Here is a 22,018-nt window from a genome sequence, read left to right on the forward strand (position 1 = left end):
TCCTGACTTTCATTATCTATATAAAAAAAGAATGGTATTCTACCGAAAAAATGTGATCAGGATAAAATCCAGATCACATTTTATATCAAGCTATATTCATTTTAACATGTTTTTCTCAAAATGAAGTTACCAAATTTCGTATATTCAGTGGAAAACTATTCTTCCGTTACATGTACCTTTAATGTTGCGGACACATCTGTATGCAGTTTCACAGGAACATTTGTGTAACCAAGGGCACGGATGGCGTCATTCATTTCGATTTTACGTTTATCGATTTTGATGTCATTAGCCTTTTTCAGTGCATCTGCGATTTGCTTGCTCGTGATCGATCCGAATAATCGGCCGCCTTCACCGGACTTCGCTTTCATCTCAACCGTGATGTCTTCTAGTGTCGCTTTTAATTTTTTTGCCTCTTCCAGTTCTTCTTGAGCGACTTGCTGTTCTTTCTTCTTTTGCCCCTCAAGTTGACCCATATTTGCATTCGTCGCTTCAACAGCCAGGCCCTTTTTCAATAAAAAGTTATGTGCATAACCGTCTGCTACGTTTTTCACTTCCCCTTTTTTCCCTTTACCTTTTACATCTTTTAAGAAAATGACTTTCATATCTCTTTTCTCCCTTCAAAATAATCATTTAATCCTTCTTTCAACTGTTCTTCCGCTTCCAGGACCGATACCTGCTTGATTTGAGTGGCGGCATTGGTTAGATGACCTCCACCGTTCAAGTTTTCCATGATGATCTGTACATTTATGTCACCGAGTGAACGTGCACTGATACCGATTGTTTCAGGATCCCGTTTTGAAATGACGAAGGAAGCGATGACCTCATCCATCGTCAATAAAGTGTCTGCTGCCTGGGCAATGAGGACGGGATCATAAATGACATCATCCTCTGCTTTCGCAATGGCGACTCCTTCACGGAAGAATTTGACCGATTCGATTAACCTGGAACGCTTGATGTACGTATCGACATCCTCTTTGAGGAATTTTTGGACGAGCACCGTATCCGCCCCTTGTGCCCGTAAATACGAGGCCGCATCGAACGTTCTTGATCCGGTCCTGAGCGTAAAGCTCTTCGTATCGACAATGATCCCGGCGAGGAGCGACGTCGCTTCGAGCATCGTGATCTTCTCATGCTTCGGCTGATATTCAAGCAGCTCTGTCACGAGTTCTGCCGTAGAGGAAGCGTATGGCTCCATATAGACAAGCAGCGGGTTTTTGATAAAATCTTCGCCCCGTCGATGATGATCGATGACGACGACTTTATCCACCTTATTTAAAAGCTTTTCTTCAATAACCAGGGAAGGCTTATGGGTATCGACGACGACGAGCACCGTATCATCCGTTGCCATCTCAAGTGCTTCCTCCGGGGTGATGAAGCGGGGATGAAGATCGGAATTCACTTTGATTTCCTTCATCAATCGTTTCACACCATTATCAATTTCATTAAAGTTCAAGACGACATAGCCATCACGCTGGTTCATCTGGGCCACTTTCCGGATCCCGATTGCCGCTCCGATGGCGTCCATATCAGGATGCTTGTGTCCCATGATGATGACCTTGTCACTTTCGATCATAATTTCTTTCAATGCATGGGAAATGACCCTTGCACGGACCCGGGTGCGTTTTTCCATCGGGTTGGTTTTCCCGCCATAGAACTTGACCTTTCCATTGGTCTGTTTGATCGCGACCTGGTCACCGCCTCGCCCCAAAGCGAGATCAAGGCTTGATTGGGCCAGAGTCCCGAGTTCTGGAAGGGAAGAGACCCCTGTCCCGACACCGATACTCAATGTGAGGGGGACATTTTGCTTCGAAGTCGTATCCCGTACATCATCCAGGATTCCGAACTTCTCCTTCTCCAATACTTGAAGGATTTTCTCATTTATGACGGCGATGAACCGCTCGGAAGACACCCTCTTCAAGAACACACCGTACTCTTTCGCCCACTTATTCAGGATGGATGTCACAAGGCTGTTCAAACTGCTTCTCGTCTGATCATCCATGCCTTGCGTCAACTCATCATAGTTATCTAGAAAAATGATTCCAATATTCGTACGTTCATCATGATATTGCTTTTCTATTTCTTTTTGCTCTGTGACATCAAAGAAATAGAGTAGTTTTTCTTTGAGCTTCAATACGACATGATACTTTCGTTCATTAATCGTCACAATTTCCGAATCGACTTCCTGTTTGATTAATGGAACGAGTGATTCAGCCACATCGTAAAGGGACCTTCCTACGACTGTGTCTTCATTGAAACAAGAGGCAAGAAAAGGATTCGTCCATTCTATGTAATATTCATCATTGATCAGCATGATCCCAATGGGCATTTCCATTAATGCTTCTTCCCCTACACGTTTGACACGATAGGATAAAGTGGAGATATATTCCTCTGTTTCTTCGTGTGACCTTCTTTCAAAATAGAAAGCGAGAAAGTACACGATTCCAAAGACAATCAACCCTATTAACGAAATGATCCATTGGTAAAAGGAAACCGATACTAACAAGAGAGCTGTTAATATAGCTAGTCCGTACAATGGGTAGCGGATCATTCGCTTATTAAAATAAGATGGCATGATTTCAGCTCCTGGATCTTAAATTTCTATGACTTGCGTTGCAGGCGTTGTCTTAGATCAAATCCTAAGTCAATTATACCTAAAATTCGCACGAGATAAAGAAGAGGAATCGAAATGATTGTAATTAATACCAAAATCCCTTTGGACCACCCTTTCAGATGAGCAAAGAAATAAATGAAAGACAAGCCTTGCACCGCCATCAGAGTCTGCAGTACATACAAGATATTAATCAGTGCCGTATAAACGTATGTTCCTTTTTCCGGCTGAAGGATCATCGACAGCACAAGTGTGATCAAATAATACCAAAGAATGCTTTTTGGGAGCTTCCATTCCCTGAATGGCTTGAAGACCGGTACATCCCTTCCCAGACGCTTCATGATCGGGAAATTGATCAAGATGAACAGTAAAGCAAGTGCCACAGCTATCCCTACAAACAAAGTAGGAATCAAGGTATGGATCAAATCGACTGAACTCTCCAGACTTTCAACCAGCCTTTTATCCGGTTGCTGGCCGAGCTTTTCAAAAATAGAATAATAAGCAGCCTTCGATTCCTTCAGGCTGTCTTCAATTACATTTACACCTAAAAATAGAATGGATACAACATAGCCGATCACAATGTTTATAACAAGTGTGAGACTTGCTGCCATAAACAGCCTCATCTTATCCACTCTTGCCTTCACACACCAGCCAATGACCAACCCGGTTGTAGCCACCATAAAGGCAACCGGCAATGCAAGCAGTCCTCCAAATAAGAAAGACAGACCCAGTGATCCGATCAATACTAAGATTGAATTCCATAACGAATACTTGGAACTGAATAAAATAAGAGGGAGGGGCAACACAAAGAATGCCAGGGTCCCAATAAGCGGAACATATAAACTCACTAACATTAACACAGTAAAGATGGCGAGCATAAGCGCACCTTCAGTCAAAACACGGGGATTCCTCACTCAAAACGCTCCTTACAATAAAATAAACAACAACATGCAATAGCACTATCATATCAATTTTAGAGATAGATTTCATCTTAATGACTCACACAAAAAAAGAAGGCGGTCCTTCAACATGCAACTCTCTTCATCTACACTAGTATGCACTCACTCTAAAAAGGAGTATACGTAGTAGATAAAGAATGGCAATGTGTCAGGACCACCCTAGATTATGAAATTTTGAATCGTTCAATGGATGACTGAAGCTCCTGGCTTAGGTCCGTCAGACGCTCCGCTGCTTCTGTAACGGATTGTACGGCCCTTACCTGCTCCTCTGTCGAAGCACTCATTTCCTCGCAGGAAGCGGCTGTCTCTTCGGCTGTCGCAGCCATCATTTGGATCACATTGACCACTTCATCCTTTTCGAGATTGATTTGACCCACTTCGTTATACATATTCTCGATTTCACGTTGCATGGATTTCATTAATTGTGAGGTTTCGTCGAATACATGATTCGTTTTTTGAATCACATCATTCTGCACCTCGAATGTTTCTTTTGTCTTGACCATTTCGTCCACCGCCTGATGAGAGCCCTTTTGGATCTCAACGATCGTGCGTTTTACCTCTTCCGTTGCTTTAACGGATTGATCTGCAAGCTTGCGGACCTCTTCGGCTACCACTGCGAAGCCTTTGCCATGCTCTCCGGCTCTTGCCGCTTCAATGCTCGCATTGAGGGCAAGCAGATTCGTTTGAGACGAAATTTCCGTGATCGTTCCCATGACGGATTCAATCGTCTTCACTTTCGCTTCCAGGCTAAGGATGACTTTTTCCATGGAAGTGATGTATTCACTGGAAGAGTGGTAAGCGTTCTCCAATTCTTTCACCTGATCCAATCCAGACTGGTTCATGGTATCCGCTTTCCCTGCAAGTTCAGACATGGCTTTGGATTTTTCATAAACCCCATCAATTCTCGTCCCCAATTGCTCTGTTTGAAGATGAGCCCGATCAGAGTCAGCTGCTGACTGTGAAGCTCCGCTGGCAATTTCAGTTACGGCCCTTGCCATTTCCTCACTTGACGCATTTGTTTCCTCAGAAACCGCACTTAGCCCTTCGGCGGATTCCCGTACATTATAAATCGATTCCTGAACGACTTTTATCGTATCTTTCATATTCACGATCATTTTATTTAAATCTGTAGCCAGTAGTCCCGTTTCATCTTTTCTGTTAATCGTAGATTGAATGGATAAATCACCGGACGACACGTCGGTTACCGTTTTTTGCAGTTCTTTAATCGGTTTTGTCATCATATTAGCTACAATGACAACCAGTACCAGCATGATGACCAGTGTAATCAGGGCCGTAACCAGGAGTAAACGTTCAATGTCTTTCGAAGATTGAATGAGATCCTCCATGTTATAAGCGGATCCCACTTTCCAATTCGTCTTCGGTACCGTACTATATACCAATAATTTTTTATCGCCATCTAAGTCATAGCGGATGGTATCTGACTCTTTTTCAGATTTTAACATCTTGCTGATAAACGGTAACTTAGACAAATTTTCACCGCGTTTGGTCGGATGAACGATGGCTGTTCCATCAAGACCGATGAGAAACGGATAACCATTATATCCGATTTCCATCTTGGAAACACGGTCGGTCAGTTTCGACAGGTTAACATCGACACCGAGGACACCCACCACTTTGTTTTCAGAGACAATCGCCCTTGAAGCCGTTATGATGTATTCCTCCGTTGCCGTATCGACATAAGGTTCGCTCCATACGACTCCTGCCCTTGCTTCTGCAGCGGTTTTATACCAATCTCTGCTCGTCGGATCAAAATCACTCGGCAGGGAGACGGAAGGGACGATTTTCAGTTTCTTATTCGGTGATGCGAAGTAGATCGAAGTAGCTTCCTCGTACAAACCGAGATAATTATCAAAATCCGACTGGATATTCGCATATAGCTCCGTATTATCTACTTCTGTTTCTGATTGCATTTGTGCCTTTGCATAGTTTTTCAATGAATTGGACACAGAGTATTGATCAATACTCTTTTCATATTGTCCCAGGAATAGCTGTACGGAATTATTGAGCTCCCCGACGATCCCTTGGGTTTGACTGATGACTTCATCCTCTGTTTTCATTCTTGTCTGCCAACTGGTAATGGATATGATGACAGCCAAAGAAACCATAAATAAAATAGAAATGATGACAATAAGCTTCATTCTGATGGATGATAAAATAAATCTCTTTTTATGGTCTTTTTTGTTTTTCTTTCTGATTTTTTTCACCAAAATTCCCCCTTTCACTTCAAAAAACATCAATGTACACACTTATTCATCGACATTTTCCCGTGATTATTTATAGTTTGGGGGGAATTCAAAAGTTATTTTTTTGGGATAAATCCAGGTGTGGAAATAGGACCGTTCCTTTTCGCTGCAGGCACTTGCTTTCCTCGGGGAGGAAGTCGAGCCTCCTCAGGCTTTACCTTGCGGGGTCTCGACCTTTCCTCTATTTCCCGAAGGAGTCAAGTGCCTTCCGCTACAATCCACTCTATGCTTTTACATGGCGAGCGAGCACCTGCAGCGGAAATCAACCAGCACTCACTCATCTATAAGCAACAATATTTACGAAAACAGCCAAAGAAAAAAGCAGCAGAGACAAGTCTCTGCTGCTTTTAGATCGATGATATTATTCACCAGTAACGTATGGAAGTAATGCCATTGTACGAGCGCGTTTGATCGCACGAGTCAACTTACGTTGGTACTTAGCGTTAGTTCCAGTTACACGACGTGGAAGAATCTTTCCACGTTCAGATACGAATTTCTTAAGAAGATCAACATCTTTGAAATCGATATGTGTAATTCCGTTTGCTGTGAAGTAGCACACCTTACGACGTCTACGTCCACCTCTACGTCCTCCTGCCATTTGTTTCGCCTCCTATCTTGTTTGGATTCGTTATCGTTCGTTTAGAATGGCAGATCATCATCGGAAATGTCGATCGGCTGACCGTCATTTGCAAATGGATCCTCATCTACACGAGTATAGTTGTTATTATTATTGTTGTTGCGTTGTTGATTCTGATTCTGACTATACGAATTTCCTTGGTCACGCTGACCTCCACCCGAATAGCCCGGACTTCCTCCACGATCGCCTTGGTTCGCACTACGCGGTTCTAAGAACTGAACGCTTTCTGCTACAACTTCCGTCATAAACACACGGCGTCCATCCTGTCCTTCGAAATTACGTGTTTGAATACGACCGTCAACGCCAGCTAAGCTGCCTTTTTTAAGAAAGTTTGCCACATTCTCTGCAGGGCGACGCCATACAACACAGTTAATAAAATCTGCTTCCCGTTCTCCTGATTGGTTCGTAAAACTACGATTCACAGCCAGTGTAAACGAAGCAACAGCCACTCCACTTGGAGTATATTTTAATTCAGGGTCTTTGGTTAAACGCCCTACTAATACAACTCGGTTCATCATCAGAATCAACCCCTTCCTTCTAGTTTCCTGTTTCACGTGGAACAGATGATAGAAGTGTATATCTTAAAAAACGTACGGATTATTCTTCTTCTTTAATAACGATATGACGGATAATATCATCGCTGATTTTAGCTAAACGATCGAATTCGTTAACTGCATCAGAAGTAGCGCTCATCTTAACTAGTTGATAGAAACCATCACGAAAATCGTTGATTTCATACGCTAAACGACGTTTACCCCAATCTTTTGACTCGATGATTTCCGCGCCGTTAGTTGTTAAAACGTTATCGAAACGCTCAACTACTGCTTTCTTTGACTCGTCGTCAATGTTTGGGCGGACAATGTACATAACTTCGTACTTTCTCATCTGAATGTCACCTCCTCGTGGTCTATGCGGTCCTTTCTTTACGAAAGAACAAGGAGCAATGCGTTCATTACTCACGAAATAAAATTATAGCATAGGATGTCTATTATTGCAATAAGGCGTAAAAAAAAGACTAGAATCGAAACTCTAGTCTTTTAAATAAAAACTTACACGTTAAAGCGGAAGTGGATGATGTCTCCGTCTTTTACGAGGTATTCTTTCCCTTCGAGGCGGACTTTTCCTGCTTCGCGTGCTGCACCCATTGTTCCTGCTGCCACTAAGTCTTCGTAAGATACCGTTTCGGCACGGATGAATCCTCTTTCGAAGTCGGTGTGGATGACTCCTGCACATTGAGGGGCTTTCATTCCTTCACGGAACGTCCAGGCACGGACTTCTTGCACACCTGCTGTGAAGTAAGTTGCCAGTCCCAATAGGGAATAGGTAGCACGGATCAACTGATCAAGACCAGATTCTTCAATGCCTAATTCCTGCAGGAACATCGTCTTTTCTTCATCATCAAGCTCTGCGATTTCAGATTCAATTTTTGCACAGACAACGATTACTTCTGCATTGTCATCCTTGGCAAATCCACGTACTTTCTGGACATACTCGTTGTCAGAAGGATCCGCAATTTCATCTTCGCTTACGTTCGCCACATATAATACAGGCTTGGAAGTAAGGAGGTGAAGCTGTTTCACAAGTTTCATTTGCTCATCAGAGAACTCAACTGTACGGGCAGGCTGTTCAGCTTCCAAAGCTTCTTTGATTTTCACAAGGATATCATGCTCAAATACTGCTTCTTTGTCTTTTTGCTTCGCCATCTTCTGAACTCTTGCAAGACGCTTATCGACCGTTTCAAGGTCAGCCAGGATCAACTCCAGGTTGATGACTTCGATATCCGCAATCGGATCTACTTTACCGGATACGTGTGTGATATTATCATCTGCGAAACAACGGACCACCTGACAGATCGCGTCCACTTGACGGATATGGGATAGGAATTTGTTTCCCAACCCTTCCCCTTTACTTGCCCCTTTTACAATTCCGGCAATATCAGTGAATTCGAAGGCAGTAGGGACCGTCTTCTTCGGGTCCACGAGTTCTGTTAATTTATCCAGACGGTGATCCGGAACCTCTACGATTCCTACGTTTGGATCAATGGTACAGAACGGGTAGTTCGCAGATTCTGCACCTGCTTTTGTAATTGCGTTGAATAGAGTGGATTTACCTACGTTAGGTAGTCCAACAATACCAGCTGTTAATGCCATTTCAGTCACTCCTCATCCATATTCTTATCTATTAAAAATCCTGTAAGATCTAAAAATAAGTAAACGGTCGAACCTTTCACAATTATAGAGATAATAGTGGGAAAAGACAAGTGAAGCTTCCGGTGTTCCATAGGAAAACATTCCTGCAGAAAAAAGCATCCGCTCTTGAGAAAACGAGTGGATGCCCTTGATTGCATTCAAGTGACCATAAGGTGGATTAGGTCAAAAGAATTATGGGTAAAAAAAGAATACTTATTCTTCTTCATCGCTTGAAATGACCTTTTTCATTTTTTTCGCAAAGTCTTTTCTGGGGATCATGACACTGTGACCGCACCCGACACACTTGATGCGAATATCCATCCCCATACGGATCACTTTCCAGCGGTTCGTCCCACATGGATGAGGCTTCTTCATTTCTACAATATCATTTAATGTGAATGTCTTTGGTTCCACTGGTTACTCCTCCTCATTCGCTTTCAAGTCTTCTTTGTTTCTCTTCACGGGGGTGAAGCTCTTCTTCATCTTTACGGGAATACATCACCATTCGAGGGTACGGAATCTCGATACCATGCTCATCCAGACATAGTTTCACTTCTTTTCGGATCATCCTGGCCATATACCAATGACTCATCGGCACGGTTTCAGCCACAATCCGGATTACAATGTCAGATGCACCCAGGGTTTGAATCCCCAACAGCTCTGGCGGATTCACAAGTTCCTCATACTTTTGTGGCAAAGCGAGAAGAAGTTTCTGCATCACTTTCTCTGCTTCTTCAATATTCTCCTCATGGGCAATGCTGACATCCACGACAGCGATACTGTTATGAATGGAGTAGTTCGTTACTTCCGTAACATTCCCATTGGGAAAGATATGTAATTCTCCGGTCCAGCTTTTGATCTTTGTCGTTCGCAGGCCTATTTCTTCGACAGTTCCCTCTGCAGAACCGATGCGAACATAATCGCCTACTGAAAATTGATCCTCGAAGATAATGAAAAAACCGGTGATGATATCACGCACCAGATTCTGCGCTCCGAAACCGACGGCAAGGCCGACGATACCGGCACCGGCGATGAGTCCTTTTACATCGATGTCAAGCGTCGACAATATTGTCATCAGACTGATGAAATAGATCACATAGGTCAATACGTTCTCCAACAGTTTGGATAATGTGGCTTCCCTTCGTTCAGTAAACTTAAGAGGGGAACGAGAACGTACTTTGAATACGTTTCGGATAGCCGACCTCCCCACTCTTAGAGCAAGATAGGTAATCACCATAATGGCAATAATCTTCAAGGCACCTGTTCCAAAGGACAACCACATTTCATTATCTATCAGTTTCTCAGTAGCTTTTTCAATAGTGTCATCTACCTTAATTTTGGTATCATTCGCACTCATATATCGAACCTCCACTTATCATTCAATAAGAAGTATTCCTTATTTTATCAACTTTCCCTCTCCTTGTGTAGATATAACTCATAAAGAATAGATTCTAGAAAATTTTTATTTTATGAAAAATCGGGCCAACTTATGTATGAAAAAAAGAATTCGTCCGTATACTGATAGTACTTAAAATTCTGACTGTGATTTAAGGGGACGGCGGGCGCAAGGTCACCTCTTAAACTCATCCAAAGGAGTGGAAGCGATGAATCTAAAAAAAGGATTATTTGAACGAAGACCTGAACCTTTTAGAGTCCTTCATCAGGAAGAGGGTGCAGCACAGGAGCTTTCAGTTCAATTGTCTTCGATGCTTCCCACTTATTATCGTACAAGACCCATTGTGTTTGTCTGTATCGGCACCGACCGCTCTACAGGGGATTCACTTGGACCCTTGGTCGGTACATTAATAGAGGAACAGGATATCAAACCATTCCATGTCTATGGAACATTGGATGACCCGATCCACGCTGTCAATCTGGAAGAGAAGCTAAAGGAAATCGCGTCGAAACATATCAATCCCTTTATCATAGGTGTGGATGCCTGTCTCGGGCGATTAAAGAGTGTTGGAGCCATTCAATTAAATGAAGGTCCCTTACGACCAGGAGCCGGCGTAAATAAAGAGTTACCTGAGGTCGGGGAGATTCATTTGACCGGTATAGTAAATGTCAGTGGGTTCATGGAGTTTTTTGTACTGCAGAATACACGTTTGAATCTTGTCATGAAAATGGCGAGGACGATTGCTGAAGCAATTGTGCTGGCGGGTCATTCTGTAGAACGGAGAAATGCCGTCAGTATTGAAAAATGGCGGGAAGAACTGCAACAATAAAGAAGGGAGATGGCGCGTTCCGCCATCTCCCTTTTTGATTACATATACATTTGATAGGCGTGGATGATTCCAACCACCATGCCTACCACGATGATGCCTGGAAGTAAATTGGCGACTCTTATTTTCGTTACACCAAGGAGGTTGAGTCCAATCGCAAAAATCATGATGCCTCCTGTTGACGTCATTTCGACAATATAAGCATCCATGAGCTCCTGAGGCACCCATTGATGGATATGAGTCGCGAACAGGGCAATGATTCCCTGATAAAGGACGACTGGAATGGCTGAAAACATAACACCGATCCCGAGGGTGGTCGTTAGAATTAACGACGTAAATCCATCAATGATTGACTTGGTCAAAAGAACATCATGATCTCCCCTGATCCCGCTATCCAGCGCACCAATAACAGCCATGGCCCCGATGACAAAAATCAGGGTGGCGGTGACAAAGCCTTGAGATATGGACGTTTCATTCTTGCTGCCTATCTTTGTTTCCAACCAGTTTCCCAGGGCATTGAGCCTGTCCTCTAGATTCATCCACTCTCCCCAGGCAGCACCAAGGGCAAGGCTGATGATCACGATAAGAAAGTTCTCGCTTTTCAACCCCATCTGTAAACCAAGAACGATAACGGCAAGTCCGATCGCTTTCATGACCGTACCCTTCATATCTTCAGGTATGCGGTGCAGAATCTTCCCGAGAAGCGTCCCGATGATAATACATACTCCATTTACTAGCGTTCCTAAAAGTACCATGACGTTTCTCCTTATAATTATTTCCCAAAGAATAGTGTATGTATTATATGGAAGAGGACTGGCTTAAATGGCATGAGATCTACCACTTTAGTCAGTCCCTTTTTACAATGATGTTACTGTAATAACTCCAAAATCCGATCCAGGTCTTCCTTCGAAAAGAATTCCAGTTCGATTTTCCCTTTTTTCTTCGAATGTTTAATCGTTACGGTTGTACCGAAGCGTTCACGCAAGAGCGATTCCTGTTCCTGGATGAAAACATCTTTTTTCTCGGTCTTTTTTGTTTCACGTGGAACATTGTCATTGGCTTCTTGAATGATTTTTTCTAATTGACGGACGTTTAATGATTCTTTAAGAATCCGATTGACGATCATGGACAGCTTCTTTTTATCTTTTAATCCAAGAAGGGCACGGCCATGTCCCATTGACAGCTTCCCTTCAGAAATAAATTCCTGAACGGGTGAAGGGAGGGAGAGTAAGCGAATATGGTTCGCGACATGAGGTCTGCTCTTCCCTAATCGTTTCGCCAGTTCTTCCTGTGTAAGATTCAACTTATCCATTAGCATTTGATAGGCTGCACCTTCCTCGATCGGCGTCAGGTCCTCACGTTGAAGGTTTTCCAAAACCGCGAGTTCCATCATTTGTTGATCATTCAATTCACGCACGACAACGGGAACTGTCTCTAACTTAGCCGCTATGGCTGCACGATAGCGGCGTTCACCGACCACAATCTCATATCCTTTAATGGACTTACGGACAATGATCGGTTGGAGGATCCCATGTTCCAGGATCGATTCTTTCAATTCTTCGATTGCCTGGGGCTCAAAGATCTTTCGTGGCTGATAAGGGTTCGGCCTTATTTCTTTCAGGCTCACTTCCTGGACGGCCTCTTCATTTTGAGTTGTTTGTATATTGGTAAAGAGAGCATTGATGCCCTTTCCTAAACCTTTAGCCATTCGCCACCACTTCCTTTGCCAGTTCTAAATAAACTTCTGCTCCCCTGGATTTCGCATCATAGATGATAATCGGTTCACCATGACTGGGTGCTTCACTTAAACGAACATTACGTGGGATAATTGTGCGATACACTTTGTCTTGAAAGTATTTTTTCACTTCTTCGATGACCTGGATCCCCAGATTGGTCCTGGCATCAAGCATCGTTAACAATACACCATCAATCATAAGGTCATGATTCAGATGCTTCTGCACTAAACGGACCGTACTTAACAGCTGACTTAATCCCTCGAGGGCATAATATTCACACTGGACCGGTATGACGACAGCATCCGAAGCGGTTAACGCATTGATCGTCAGAAGTCCCAATGAAGGGGGACAATCGATAATAATATAATCGAATTCGTCCTTTACCTTCTCCAATGCTTTCTTTAAACGGACTTCACGGGAGATGGTCGGAACCAATTCAATTTCTGCACCGGCAAGTGAGATCGTTGCAGGGACAATCGATAAGTTCTCTACTTTTGATTGTTTAATCGTGTCTTTAACATCTACATCATCCACTAACACATCATAGATACACTGCTGTACATCCCCTTTTTCCACGCCGACACCACTAGTGGCGTTTCCCTGAGGATCGATATCTACAAGTAAAACCTTTTCCCCTATATAAGCTAAACAAGCCCCCAAATTGACGGATGTCGTGGTCTTTCCCACCCCGCCTTTTTGGTTTGTAACGGCTACGATTCTGCCCAAGGTTGTCACCTACCTTTTGACTTCCTAAAATTGATTTCATTTTTACACAGTATTCTTTTATTCTATCAAAATTCCCGGATAATTGTCTGTCAATTTTTCAAAAGGAACACGATACCATAAACAGGATATAGTTATTGTTCGGTTTACATCCCATGGCTCGCAATAGAAAAAGTGAGAAACGGATCGGATATGTTTCTCACTTTTAGACTACGAATCTATTTTTTTTTCGGAATACGAATGGTGAATTGATAGAATTCCTCGTGCTCTTCTTCTTCTGAGTCGAGATTGATTCCGCTATCGGATACCATGGACAGCGATTGTCGAATCGTATTCACGGCAATTCTCATGTCTTTGCTGAAAGCCTTCCGTTTAGGCTTCGGCTTTTGGGTCGTTCCTTCTTGCATTTTTACAACCCGGTCTTCGGTCTGTTTGACATTCAAGCTCTTTTCAATGATTTCTTGAAGAAGCTGGATCTGCTTTTCAGAATTCTTCAGAGGAATCAAAGCCCTGGCATGACGTTCTGTGATTTGTTTATCTAATAAAGCTGATTGAATTTCTTCTGGAAGCTTTAGGAGACGAAGCTTGTTCGCCACGGTTGATTGTCCTTTTCCTAAGCGTTGAGCAAGGGCTTCTTGGGTTAGATCATGTAATTCCAACAGTTTTCCATATGCGATTGCTTCCTCTATAGGAGAGAGCTCTTCTCTTTGTAAGTTCTCAATTAATGCGACAGAGGCTGTTTCGGTATCGTTAAGATTTTTCACAATCGCAGGTACGGTTTCCCAGCCAAGCTTTTGAACGGCTCTGTATCTCCGTTCACCCGCAATGATTTCAAACTGGTCATCATCGTATTGTCTCACCACGATCGGCTGGATGATGCCATGAGTGTGAATCGTTCTGGATAACTCTTCTATCTTTTCATCATTAAACACAGTCCTTGGTTGAAATCGATTCGGGATGATTTGCGAGACCTGTATCTTTCTCACTTCATCACGATCTTCTTCCACTACATTCGACTCTTCAGATTCAACATCTTGCTCCTTTTCACCTAGGCCAAAAAAACGAGAGAAAGGATGCTTCATCTTCCTACACCACCTTTAAGAAACTCCCTTTATTAATATTCTCTAAAATATGTCAATTTCCTGCCTTCTCACTATATGTCAATTATACCATGACCAATTAAGGCAGGAGAGTGACCATACTATTCTAACGGTAATTTATTCGGTGTCCCGGGTTTTCTGGGATATTTGTTAGGCGTTTCTTTCACTTTGTTGATTTTCACGATATTCCGTTCACTTTCCTCTTCAGGAAGAAGGAAGGAATACATTTTATCCGTTTGTCCACCAAGTGTCCCGATGGCTTTCTTTGCGTTAGACAGCTCTTCATTGACATTAGAAGCCTTCATGGCGACAAATGCGCCACCTTTTTTTACAAGCGGCAGGCATAATTCACTTAATATGGACATTCTGGCTACGGCTCTTGCTGTAACCATATCATATTTTTCGCGATGAGCCTTGTTTTTTCCAAATGTCTCTGCACGATCATGATAAAAATGGGTATTTGCAAGTCCCAGCTCATCGGACAAATGATTTAAGAATGTGATGCGCTTGTTCAAGGAATCAACAATCGAAATATGTAGATGCGGGAAGCATATTTTAAGCGGGATACTTGGAAAACCGGCACCTGCCCCAACATCACAAAGAGATTGAACTTCCGTGAAGTCTACATAAAATGCTGCACTGATCGAATCGTAAAAATGCTTTAAATACACGTCTTCTTTGTCAGTGATTGCCGTCAAATTCATTTTTTCATTCCATTCAACAAGCAATTCATAGTAGCGTTCAAACTGATCTAATTGCCTGGAAGAAAGGGAGATCCCTTTGTCCTCAAGCATTGATTGAAATTCATTTACGTTCATGAAATTATCCTTCCTTTACCTCTATTGACCACCGGATACTTTGGCGATTTTCCCTTGCTCGATATAGACCATTAAAATAGAGATATCTGCGGGATTCACGCCTGAAATGCGGGATGCCTGGGCAAGGGAAAGAGGCTGGACCTCGATTAATTTCTGTCTTGCTTCAGAAGCTAACCCGCTGATCGCACTGTAATCAATGTTTTCAGGAATTCGTTTATTTTCCATCTTCTTCATTTTATCGACCTGTTGAAGAGATTTTTCAATATAACCTTCATATTTCACCTGGATTTCAACTTGCTCCTCTACGTCGGGATCAAGCTCGATGTCGTTTGGGACGAGTGTCTTGATATGACTGTAATTCATTTCAGGACGCTTCAGGAGATCAGCTGCCAATATCCCGTCTTTCAGCTCGCTTCCGCCTGCTTCACGGATAACCCTTTGAGTATCGTCAGTCGGCTTGATGCGGACGGTTTCAAGTCGCTTCTTCTCGGCTGATATCGTTTCTTTCTTCGCCGTGAATCGTTCAAAACGATCATCGGAGATCAATCCGATCTTATGACCGATATCCGTTAAACGAAGATCAGCATTGTCATGGCGGAGCAACAAGCGGTATTCCGCGCGGGAAGTCAGGAGACGATACGGTTCGTTCGTCCCTTTCGTCACAAGGTCATCGATCAGTACCCCGATATAAGCGTCGGACCGGCTTAAGATCACCTCGTCTTTATCAAGAGCACGGCACGCAGCGTTGATTCCGGCCATCAATCCTTGACCAGCCGCTTCTTCATAGCCGGATGTTCCATTGATTTGTCCCGCGGTATACAGGTTTTTAATTTTTTTCGTTTCAAGGGTCGGCCATAATTGCGTCGGTACGATGGAATCATACTCGATTGCATAACCGGCGCGCATCATTTGGACCTTCTCAAGACCCGGAATGGTCTGCAGGATTTTTTGCTGCACATCTTCAGGCAGGCTTGTTGATAAACCTTGAACGTACACTTCCTGAGTATTTCTTCCTTCCGGCTCAAGGAAGATCTGATGACGCGGCTTGTCGTGGAAACGCACGACTTTATCTTCAATAGAAGGACAGTAACGAGGTCCGGTTCCTTTGATCATCCCTGAATACATTGGCGAACGATGAAGATTGTCGTCGATTAATTGATGAGTCAGTTCATTCGTATACGTCAGCCAGCATGGAAGTTGATCCGTGATGTATTTCGTCGTCTCATAGCTGAATGCCCGTGGAACGTCATCACCAGGCTGAATTTCTGTTTTCGAATAATCGATGGTCGAGCTATTGACCCGCGGCGGTGTCCCGGTTTTAAACCGGACCGTATCGAAGCCAAGCTCATGCAAATGATCAGAAAGTCTGATGGAAGGCTGCTGGTTATTGGGACCGCTTGAATATTTCAGGTCTCCCAATATGATTTCACCACGAAGGAAGGTACCTGTGGTGATGACGACCGTTTTGGCACGGTAGGCAGCACCTGTCATCGTGACGACACCTTTACATTCGTCATCCTCCACGATCAGTTCCTCGACCATTCCCTGCATCAAGGTCATGTTCGGTTCGTTTTCGATTGTCCGTTTCATTTCATGCTGGTAGAGGAATTTATCTGCCTGTGCCCGTAACGCACGTACAGCAGGACCTTTTCCTGTATTCAACATCCTCATTTGTATATGCGTTTTATCTATATTACGACCCATCTCTCCACCGAGAGCGTCGATTTCCCTTACAACGATTCCTTTGGCCGGTCCACCAACCGATGGATTACACGGCATAAAGGCGACCATATCAAGGTTGATGGTTACCATTAACGTTTTCGCTCCCATACGTGCAGAAGCAAGTCCCGCTTCTCCCCCGGCATGGCCAGCACCAATGACAATGACATCATATTGCCCTGCGTCATATTGCATGGTTTATTATTTCCTCCTTGTAGGACGGATAAGTCCCGTCCACATTTATAATAGTGTTTATTTTCCTAAGCAGAACTGAGAAAACAGCTGATCAATCAGGCTTTCATGAACACTGTCCCCGATGATTTCACCTAATAGTTCCCACGTTCTCGTCAGATCGATCTGCGCAATATCAATCGGTGTCCCCATTTCCACGCTGTCGATCGCTTCATTGATCGCAAGGGATGCCTGGTTGAGTAAGGCGATATGACGACTGTTGGATACGTATGTCATATCCCCCGCTTCGATGGATCCCGCAAAGAATAAAGATGAAATGGCTTCTTCCAGTTCATCGATTCCCTGTTCTTCCAGTAAAGCCGTCGTTACCAACTGATGATTGACAGCCAGTTCCCTTACCTTATCTATATCAATCTTCTGAGGCAGATCCGTTTTGTTCACGATGACAATGACATCCATTCCCCTCACCGCTTCAAATAACTGTTCATCCTCAAAGGTTAATTCATCTGCATAATTGAGCACGAGTAAAATTAAATCGGCTTCCTTTAACACCTGTCTCGAGCGTTCAACGCCAATCCGTTCAACGATATCTTCGGTCTCACGAATCCCCGCCGTATCAACAAGACGGAGCGGTACCCCCCTTACGTTGACATACTCCTCGATCACATCACGTGTCGTCCCGGGGATATCCGTCACAATGGCTTTATTTTCGTGAACAAGGCTGTTTAAGAGGGAGGACTTCCCTACATTGGGCCGTCCGATAATCACCGTAGAGAGACCTTCCCTTAAAATCTTCCCTTGTTCAGATGTGCGGACCAGCCGGTCGATTTCATCCCGGACGTGTTTGGATTTTTCCAGAAGGACGTTATGCGTCATCTCTTCTACATCATCATACTCCGGATAATCGATATTCACTTCGACATGGGCAAGTGTTTCAAGAATTTCCTGACGGAGCTTCCTGATCAAATTGGATAGGCGGCCTTCCATTTGATTCAGCGCTACATTCATGGCCCGGTCGGTTTTCGCCCGAATGAGATCCATCACGGCTTCTGCCTGAGAAAGATCGATTCGCCCATTCAGGAAAGCCCGCTTCGTGAATTCACCGGGTTCTGCGAGTCTCGACCCATTTTTCAACACCAGCTGCAGAACTTTATTCACCGACACAAGTCCTCCGTGGCAGTTGATCTCGATAATGTCCTCCCGGGTGAATGTCTTCGGACCTCTCATCACGGAAACCATGACCTCTTCCACCACCTGGCCGGTGCCCTGATCAACGATATGTCCATAATGAATGGTATGGGATGCAAATTCCTTCATAGAACTCCCTTTCATTCCCTTAAAGACTTTATCACCGATCTCAAATGCCTGGTCACCGCTCAAACGGACGATGGCGATCGCTCCCTCTCCCATCGGCGTGGATATGGCTGCAATTGTATCTAATTCCATTATGTTCACCTCTCTTATAGCTGATCTATTTATATGAAATGTATAGTAGAAAGTAATGTTTCCCCAAATTATTAGAATATCACAATCCGTTTTAATACTAAAGAAAGGAAACCCGTTGTTCGTCACCAAATAATGTTATCCACACAGATAACATCTCATCTCTATTATTTTAACTTATCCACATGTGAATAACAATAAACCGGGGTGAAAATAAGATTCTACAGGCCGAAGCAATAAAAAAAACGATCCCCCGAAAGGAATCGTCTTTCATTATTTTGGTGCAATGACAATGTATCGATTGGGTTCTCTTCCCTCTGAATGGGTATCGACCCTTTTGGAATCCACTAAAGCGGTGTGGATCACTTTTCGTTCATAAGAGGGCATCGGTTCCAATGAAACAGAGCGATTGGTGCGCAGTGCCTTTTCTGCTAAACGTTCCGCCAGTGTTGTCAGCGTCTGCTTCCGTCTTTCCCGATAGTTTTCGGCATCCAACAGGATCGTGATGAACTGACCGGATACCCGATTGGCTACCAATTGCGACAAATGTTGAAGAGCATTCAACGTTTGCCCTCTTTTTCCAATCAATAGAGCCATTTTTTCACCGGAAATGTTGAATTCCACATCTCTTCCATCCCTTTTCACTTCTATGGTCGCTTCCACGCCCATTTCACGTGCAACGGATATAAGAAAATCCTTCGCTTCCTCTACCGGATCAACCGCTTTCTTCAGTTTGACGACTGCCGGCCTTCCGCCGAACAATCCGAATAAACCTTTTTTACCTTGATCAATGACGTCGATCTCTGCTTCTTCTTTGGTGATATTCAGTTGAGACAAGGCTGATTCAATGGCTTCTTCCACCGTTTGACCAGTCGCTTCTACTTCTCTCACTTTTTCTTTCCTCCCGAATTCCCACCAGCTTTGACGGCTTGCGCTTCTTTAATCTCAGGTCCCTTGATGAAGTAAGTTTGAGCAATCATGAATAGATTTCCGACTACCCAGTAAAGGGATAGAGCTGCAGGGAAGTTAATCGCAAAAATGATGATCATGACCGGCATAATATAAAGCATCATGGCCATTTGCGGATTTTGATTCGCTGTACCCGCCATCATTAATTTTTGTTGGATGAACGTTGTTAAACCTGCTACTAAAGGTAAAATATAGTATGGATCCGGATTACCAAGATCGAACCATAAGAAGTTATGCGCTTTAATTTCCTGTGTTCTAACGATCGCATGGTAGAAACCGATCAAGATCGGCATTTGAACGATCAATGGGAAACAACCCGCTAACGGATTCACCCCATGACTTTGGAATAAAGCCATCGTTTCTTGTTGAAGCTTTTGCTGAGTTTGTGCATCTTTAGAGCTATATTTTTCACGCAGTTTTTTCATTTCAGGTTGTAATGCCTGCATGGCTTTTGAATTTCTCGTTTGTTTGATCATCAATGGCAGAATCGCTAAACGAATGAGCAATGTAACGATGACAATCGCTAATCCATAAGATCCGCCCATGAACTCTGCAACCATTGTAATCAATTGCGATAAAGGATAGACAATATATTCATTCCATATTCCGCTACTATCAGATGTAATCGGCTTATTGTAATCTGTACAACCTGATAGAATAGCCATTAGCCCAATGATTCCCACCAGGGCTATCATTCTCTTTTTCACCCTTATTTTCCTCCCAACTAATATCTTTCAAATTAAATGTAAACAAGTACCATCAACCCGCACCAAAAAAGTACAATCCCTCGTATTGTAACATCTTTTCATTGGCTTGTGATGACGAAACCTGTCATTCTCTCAAAATGTTATGACTTCTTCCTATCATATTTGCCATAAGAAGACCTTTTCAATACTTTTCCTCTTTTTAATACATGGGTGAGACTCCCCTTCACCTCATGGAAATTCATTTCGGCCGCCGGTTTTCTGGCGATGATAAGATAATCGTACTGGTCGTGTACCTCTTCTTGTAATTCTAAAAAGGCCTGCCGGACATATCGCTTAATTTGATTTCGGCAAACAGCATTTCCGATTTTCTTACTGACGGAAATTCCGATCCGAAATGGCTGAGGCTCTTCTTTCTTTAATAGATACAAGACGAATTGACGATTCGCGAAAGATGTTCCTTTTTTAAATATTTCCTGGAACTCTTTATTTTTCTTGACTCTTTGCTCTTTCCGCATGGACCACACCTAATTTTCTTTTTGTCTTGATCTACCCTCGACATTATTGGCTCATTCATATGAAATTATAAGTACTTTTTCTCGCAAAACAAAATACGAACGAGCCAAATCGTCTTTTCTCATAATAGAAAGGAAAAAAAAGACCACTGAGTCAGTTCAGTGGTCTAGGCAGATAATACTTTTCTTCCTTTGCTGCGACGGCGAGCTAAAACATTGCGTCCGTTTTTAGAGCTCATACGTGCACGGAAACCGTGATTCTTTTTTCTTTTGCGGTTATTTGGTTGAAACGTTCTTTTCATCTATGACACCTCCCTGAAGGATATCTTTAAAAAAGTTAAAGACATTCCTCACTATTATAAAGACGGTACCCATAAAAAGTCAACACTCAGATTATTTTTCTTTTTAAGTGCTACTTAATCCGTCTTTTCTCATTTGCTAGGAGCCAGTGGTGGTTGATTTCCGCTGCAGGTGCTCGCTTTCCGCGGGGCTGGCGGTGAGCCTCCTCAGGCTTCTCCTTGCGGGGTCTCACCTGTCCAGCGTTTCCCGCAGGAGTCGAGCACCTTCCGCTTCAATCAACTATTTGAGTTTTTTGGACATCTTGTCTGATAAGAATAAACTCTTTAATAATCAGACAAAAAATCATTTCAGATCTTTTTAAGATGCCAGCTATACTTTTAACCACATAATCTTTTTTAAAAGATTTCCTCTGATCGTCAGGTATCTCCAAGAACACTCAAATTATTCATCATAATTTCCCTTCTACAAACCCTATCCCATTTTTCTATTAAACGTGCCTGTGGATAGGATTCGACATGGTTTTAAATTATCCACAACACATACTGACAACTTTTTCACAAGTTCTTGGGTTGTGGACAATTTCATTCCACAAGGTGTTGGGGGTTGTGGATAAAATTTAAAAAGCATTGCACCTCTAAGGATATTTTGATATGATTATTGTGTTTTCACTCTTGATAACTGTGTTTAAGGAAATAACTTATCCACAAAGTGTGGATATCATGTGGGTAACTTATACAGAGGGTTTGTAAAACGTTGTCCACAAGTGGTGGATAATGTCGAAAAACCATTTTCCTTCCTTATTATATATATTTTCCACATTCAGTGAATTGTATTTTTATAAAATAGCGTGATTTTAGGGACTGTATAGCGCGTAATGATTGTACAGAAGTTATACAAACTAAGAAAAGGAGGGATCAGGA

The 22,018-nt window shown here is 43.0% G+C and carries 22 protein-coding genes; 1 reads left to right on the forward strand and 21 read right to left on the reverse strand.

What is annotated here, in order from left to right:
* Positions 1–155: 155 nt before the first annotated feature.
* The 10 genes from rplI to AC0VXY_RS22050 all read right to left on the reverse strand — a co-directional run bounded on the left by rplI (position 156) and on the right by AC0VXY_RS22050 (position 10,014).
* Complete coding sequence (gene rplI / locus AC0VXY_RS22005; protein WP_475526557.1) at positions 156–602, reverse strand: 50S ribosomal protein L9; 447 nt, start codon at positions 600–602, stop codon at positions 156–158.
* Complete coding sequence (locus AC0VXY_RS22010) at positions 599–2,572, reverse strand: DHH family phosphoesterase (RefSeq protein ID WP_475526558.1); 1,974 nt, start codon at positions 2,570–2,572, stop codon at positions 599–601. Before AC0VXY_RS22010 ends, rplI begins: the two co-directional genes overlap by 4 nt.
* Before the next feature lie 26 nt (positions 2,573–2,598).
* Positions 2,599–3,504, reverse strand: a complete 906-nt coding sequence (locus tag AC0VXY_RS22015) for a YybS family protein (RefSeq protein WP_475526559.1) — start codon at positions 3,502–3,504, stop codon at positions 2,599–2,601.
* 227 nt (positions 3,505–3,731) lie between these two features.
* Positions 3,732–5,792 (reverse strand): methyl-accepting chemotaxis protein, encoded by a 2,061-nt coding sequence (locus tag AC0VXY_RS22020; protein WP_435988840.1) that lies wholly within the window; start codon positions 5,790–5,792, stop codon positions 3,732–3,734.
* Positions 5,793–6,192: 400 nt separating this feature from the next.
* Entirely contained in the window at positions 6,193–6,429 is a 237-nt protein-coding gene (gene rpsR / locus AC0VXY_RS22025; protein WP_034764780.1) for a 30S ribosomal protein S18, read from the reverse strand.
* Positions 6,430–6,470: 41 nt separating this feature from the next.
* On the reverse strand, positions 6,471–6,986 hold the full coding sequence (gene ssb, locus AC0VXY_RS22030) for a single-stranded DNA-binding protein (protein ID WP_435994345.1): 516 nt from the start codon (positions 6,984–6,986) through the stop codon (positions 6,471–6,473).
* 79 nt (positions 6,987–7,065) lie between these two features.
* The gene (rpsF, locus tag AC0VXY_RS22035; RefSeq protein WP_201716174.1) at positions 7,066–7,353 is read right to left on the reverse strand and encodes a 30S ribosomal protein S6; all 288 of its coding nucleotides are present in this window, start codon (positions 7,351–7,353) and stop codon (positions 7,066–7,068) included.
* A 164-nt stretch (positions 7,354–7,517) separates the two neighbouring features.
* On the reverse strand, positions 7,518–8,618 hold the full coding sequence (ychF, locus tag AC0VXY_RS22040; protein WP_435988839.1) for a redox-regulated ATPase YchF: 1,101 nt from the start codon (positions 8,616–8,618) through the stop codon (positions 7,518–7,520).
* Between the two features lie 252 nt (positions 8,619–8,870).
* Positions 8,871–9,071 carry a DUF951 domain-containing protein gene (locus tag AC0VXY_RS22045; protein WP_475526560.1) on the reverse strand — a complete coding sequence of 67 codons (201 nt, stop codon included), beginning with the start codon at positions 9,069–9,071 and terminating at the stop codon, positions 8,871–8,873.
* Positions 9,072–9,084: 13 nt separating this feature from the next.
* Complete coding sequence (locus tag AC0VXY_RS22050; protein ID WP_475526561.1) at positions 9,085–10,014, reverse strand: mechanosensitive ion channel family protein; 930 nt, start codon at positions 10,012–10,014, stop codon at positions 9,085–9,087.
* 247 nt (positions 10,015–10,261) lie between these two features.
* Between AC0VXY_RS22050 and yyaC the strand changes: the two genes are divergently transcribed.
* Complete coding sequence (yyaC, locus tag AC0VXY_RS22055) at positions 10,262–10,882, forward strand: spore protease YyaC (protein ID WP_435988837.1); 621 nt, start codon at positions 10,262–10,264, stop codon at positions 10,880–10,882.
* Between the two features lie 38 nt (positions 10,883–10,920).
* Here the strand turns inward: yyaC and AC0VXY_RS22060 are convergent, their stop codons facing one another.
* The 11 genes from AC0VXY_RS22060 to rpmH form a co-directional block, all read right to left on the reverse strand.
* On the reverse strand, positions 10,921–11,634 hold the full coding sequence (locus AC0VXY_RS22060; RefSeq protein ID WP_475526562.1) for a DUF554 domain-containing protein: 714 nt from the start codon (positions 11,632–11,634) through the stop codon (positions 10,921–10,923).
* A 113-nt stretch (positions 11,635–11,747) separates the two neighbouring features.
* Complete coding sequence (locus tag AC0VXY_RS22065; RefSeq protein ID WP_475526563.1) at positions 11,748–12,587, reverse strand: ParB/RepB/Spo0J family partition protein; 840 nt, start codon at positions 12,585–12,587, stop codon at positions 11,748–11,750.
* On the reverse strand, positions 12,580–13,341 hold the full coding sequence (locus AC0VXY_RS22070) for a ParA family protein (protein ID WP_435988834.1): 762 nt from the start codon (positions 13,339–13,341) through the stop codon (positions 12,580–12,582). Before AC0VXY_RS22070 ends, AC0VXY_RS22065 begins: the two co-directional genes overlap by 8 nt.
* A 215-nt stretch (positions 13,342–13,556) precedes the next feature.
* Positions 13,557–14,420, reverse strand: coding sequence for a nucleoid occlusion protein (gene noc, locus AC0VXY_RS22075; RefSeq protein ID WP_336201483.1), 864 nt, complete (start codon positions 14,418–14,420; stop codon positions 13,557–13,559).
* A 119-nt stretch (positions 14,421–14,539) separates the two neighbouring features.
* A complete protein-coding gene (rsmG, locus tag AC0VXY_RS22080; RefSeq protein WP_475526564.1) occupies positions 14,540–15,256 on the reverse strand; it encodes a 16S rRNA (guanine(527)-N(7))-methyltransferase RsmG in 717 nt (238 codons plus the stop codon).
* A 21-nt stretch (positions 15,257–15,277) separates the two neighbouring features.
* Positions 15,278–17,170: a tRNA uridine-5-carboxymethylaminomethyl(34) synthesis enzyme MnmG gene (mnmG, locus tag AC0VXY_RS22085; protein WP_475526565.1), complete on the reverse strand. Its 1,893-nt coding sequence runs from the start codon at positions 17,168–17,170 to the stop codon at positions 15,278–15,280.
* Between the two features lie 57 nt (positions 17,171–17,227).
* A complete protein-coding gene (gene mnmE, locus AC0VXY_RS22090; protein ID WP_475526566.1) occupies positions 17,228–18,613 on the reverse strand; it encodes a tRNA uridine-5-carboxymethylaminomethyl(34) synthesis GTPase MnmE in 1,386 nt (461 codons plus the stop codon).
* 270 nt (positions 18,614–18,883) lie between these two features.
* Positions 18,884–19,501: an RNA-binding cell elongation regulator Jag/EloR gene (gene jag, locus AC0VXY_RS22095; protein WP_475526567.1), complete on the reverse strand. Its 618-nt coding sequence runs from the start codon at positions 19,499–19,501 to the stop codon at positions 18,884–18,886.
* The gene (gene spoIIIJ / locus AC0VXY_RS22100) at positions 19,498–20,286 is read right to left on the reverse strand and encodes a YidC family membrane integrase SpoIIIJ (RefSeq protein ID WP_098351359.1); all 789 of its coding nucleotides are present in this window, start codon (positions 20,284–20,286) and stop codon (positions 19,498–19,500) included. The genes jag and spoIIIJ overlap by 4 nt, the downstream gene beginning before the upstream one ends.
* 140 nt (positions 20,287–20,426) lie before the next feature.
* The gene (gene rnpA / locus AC0VXY_RS22105; protein ID WP_061811180.1) at positions 20,427–20,801 is read right to left on the reverse strand and encodes a ribonuclease P protein component; all 375 of its coding nucleotides are present in this window, start codon (positions 20,799–20,801) and stop codon (positions 20,427–20,429) included.
* Between the two features lie 164 nt (positions 20,802–20,965).
* Entirely contained in the window at positions 20,966–21,100 is a 135-nt protein-coding gene (rpmH, locus tag AC0VXY_RS22110) for a 50S ribosomal protein L34 (protein ID WP_034764748.1), read from the reverse strand.
* Positions 21,101–22,018 lie beyond the last annotated feature (918 nt).

Source organism: Rossellomorea sp. QJM3NY_18, assembly GCF_056173145.1.

Excerpts from the sequence above, each read along its gene's own strand:
- AC0VXY_RS22065 (WP_475526563.1), bottom strand. The coding sequence starts at position 12,587 with ATGGCTAAAGGTTTAGGAAAGGGCATCAATGCTCTCTTTACCAATATA.
- rnpA (WP_061811180.1), bottom strand. The coding sequence starts at position 20,801 with ATGCGGAAAGAGCAAAGAGTCAAGAAAAATAAAGAGTTCCAGGAAATA.
- rpmH (WP_034764748.1), bottom strand. The coding sequence starts at position 21,100 with ATGAAAAGAACGTTTCAACCAAATAACCGCAAAAGAAAAAAGAATCAC.
- rsmG (WP_475526564.1), bottom strand. The coding sequence starts at position 15,256 with ATGAACGTAAATGAATTTCAATCAATGCTTGAGGACAAAGGGATCTCC.
- AC0VXY_RS22010 (WP_475526558.1), bottom strand. The coding sequence starts at position 2,572 with ATGCCATCTTATTTTAATAAGCGAATGATCCGCTACCCATTGTACGGA.
- yyaC (WP_435988837.1), top strand. The coding sequence starts at position 10,262 with ATGAATCTAAAAAAAGGATTATTTGAACGAAGACCTGAACCTTTTAGA.
- noc (WP_336201483.1), bottom strand. The coding sequence starts at position 14,420 with ATGAAGCATCCTTTCTCTCGTTTTTTTGGCCTAGGTGAAAAGGAGCAA.
- AC0VXY_RS22060 (WP_475526562.1), bottom strand. The coding sequence starts at position 11,634 with ATGGTACTTTTAGGAACGCTAGTAAATGGAGTATGTATTATCATCGGG.
- ychF (WP_435988839.1), bottom strand. The coding sequence starts at position 8,618 with ATGGCATTAACAGCTGGTATTGTTGGACTACCTAACGTAGGTAAATCC.
- rpsR (WP_034764780.1), bottom strand. The coding sequence starts at position 6,429 with ATGGCAGGAGGACGTAGAGGTGGACGTAGACGTCGTAAGGTGTGCTAC.
- mnmG (WP_475526565.1), bottom strand. The coding sequence starts at position 17,170 with ATGCAATATGACGCAGGGCAATATGATGTCATTGTCATTGGTGCTGGC.
- rplI (WP_475526557.1), bottom strand. The coding sequence starts at position 602 with ATGAAAGTCATTTTCTTAAAAGATGTAAAAGGTAAAGGGAAAAAAGGG.
- ssb (WP_435994345.1), bottom strand. The coding sequence starts at position 6,986 with ATGATGAACCGAGTTGTATTAGTAGGGCGTTTAACCAAAGACCCTGAA.
- mnmE (WP_475526566.1), bottom strand. The coding sequence starts at position 18,613 with ATGGAATTAGATACAATTGCAGCCATATCCACGCCGATGGGAGAGGGA.
- AC0VXY_RS22050 (WP_475526561.1), bottom strand. The coding sequence starts at position 10,014 with ATGAGTGCGAATGATACCAAAATTAAGGTAGATGACACTATTGAAAAA.
- rpsF (WP_201716174.1), bottom strand. The coding sequence starts at position 7,353 with ATGAGAAAGTACGAAGTTATGTACATTGTCCGCCCAAACATTGACGAC.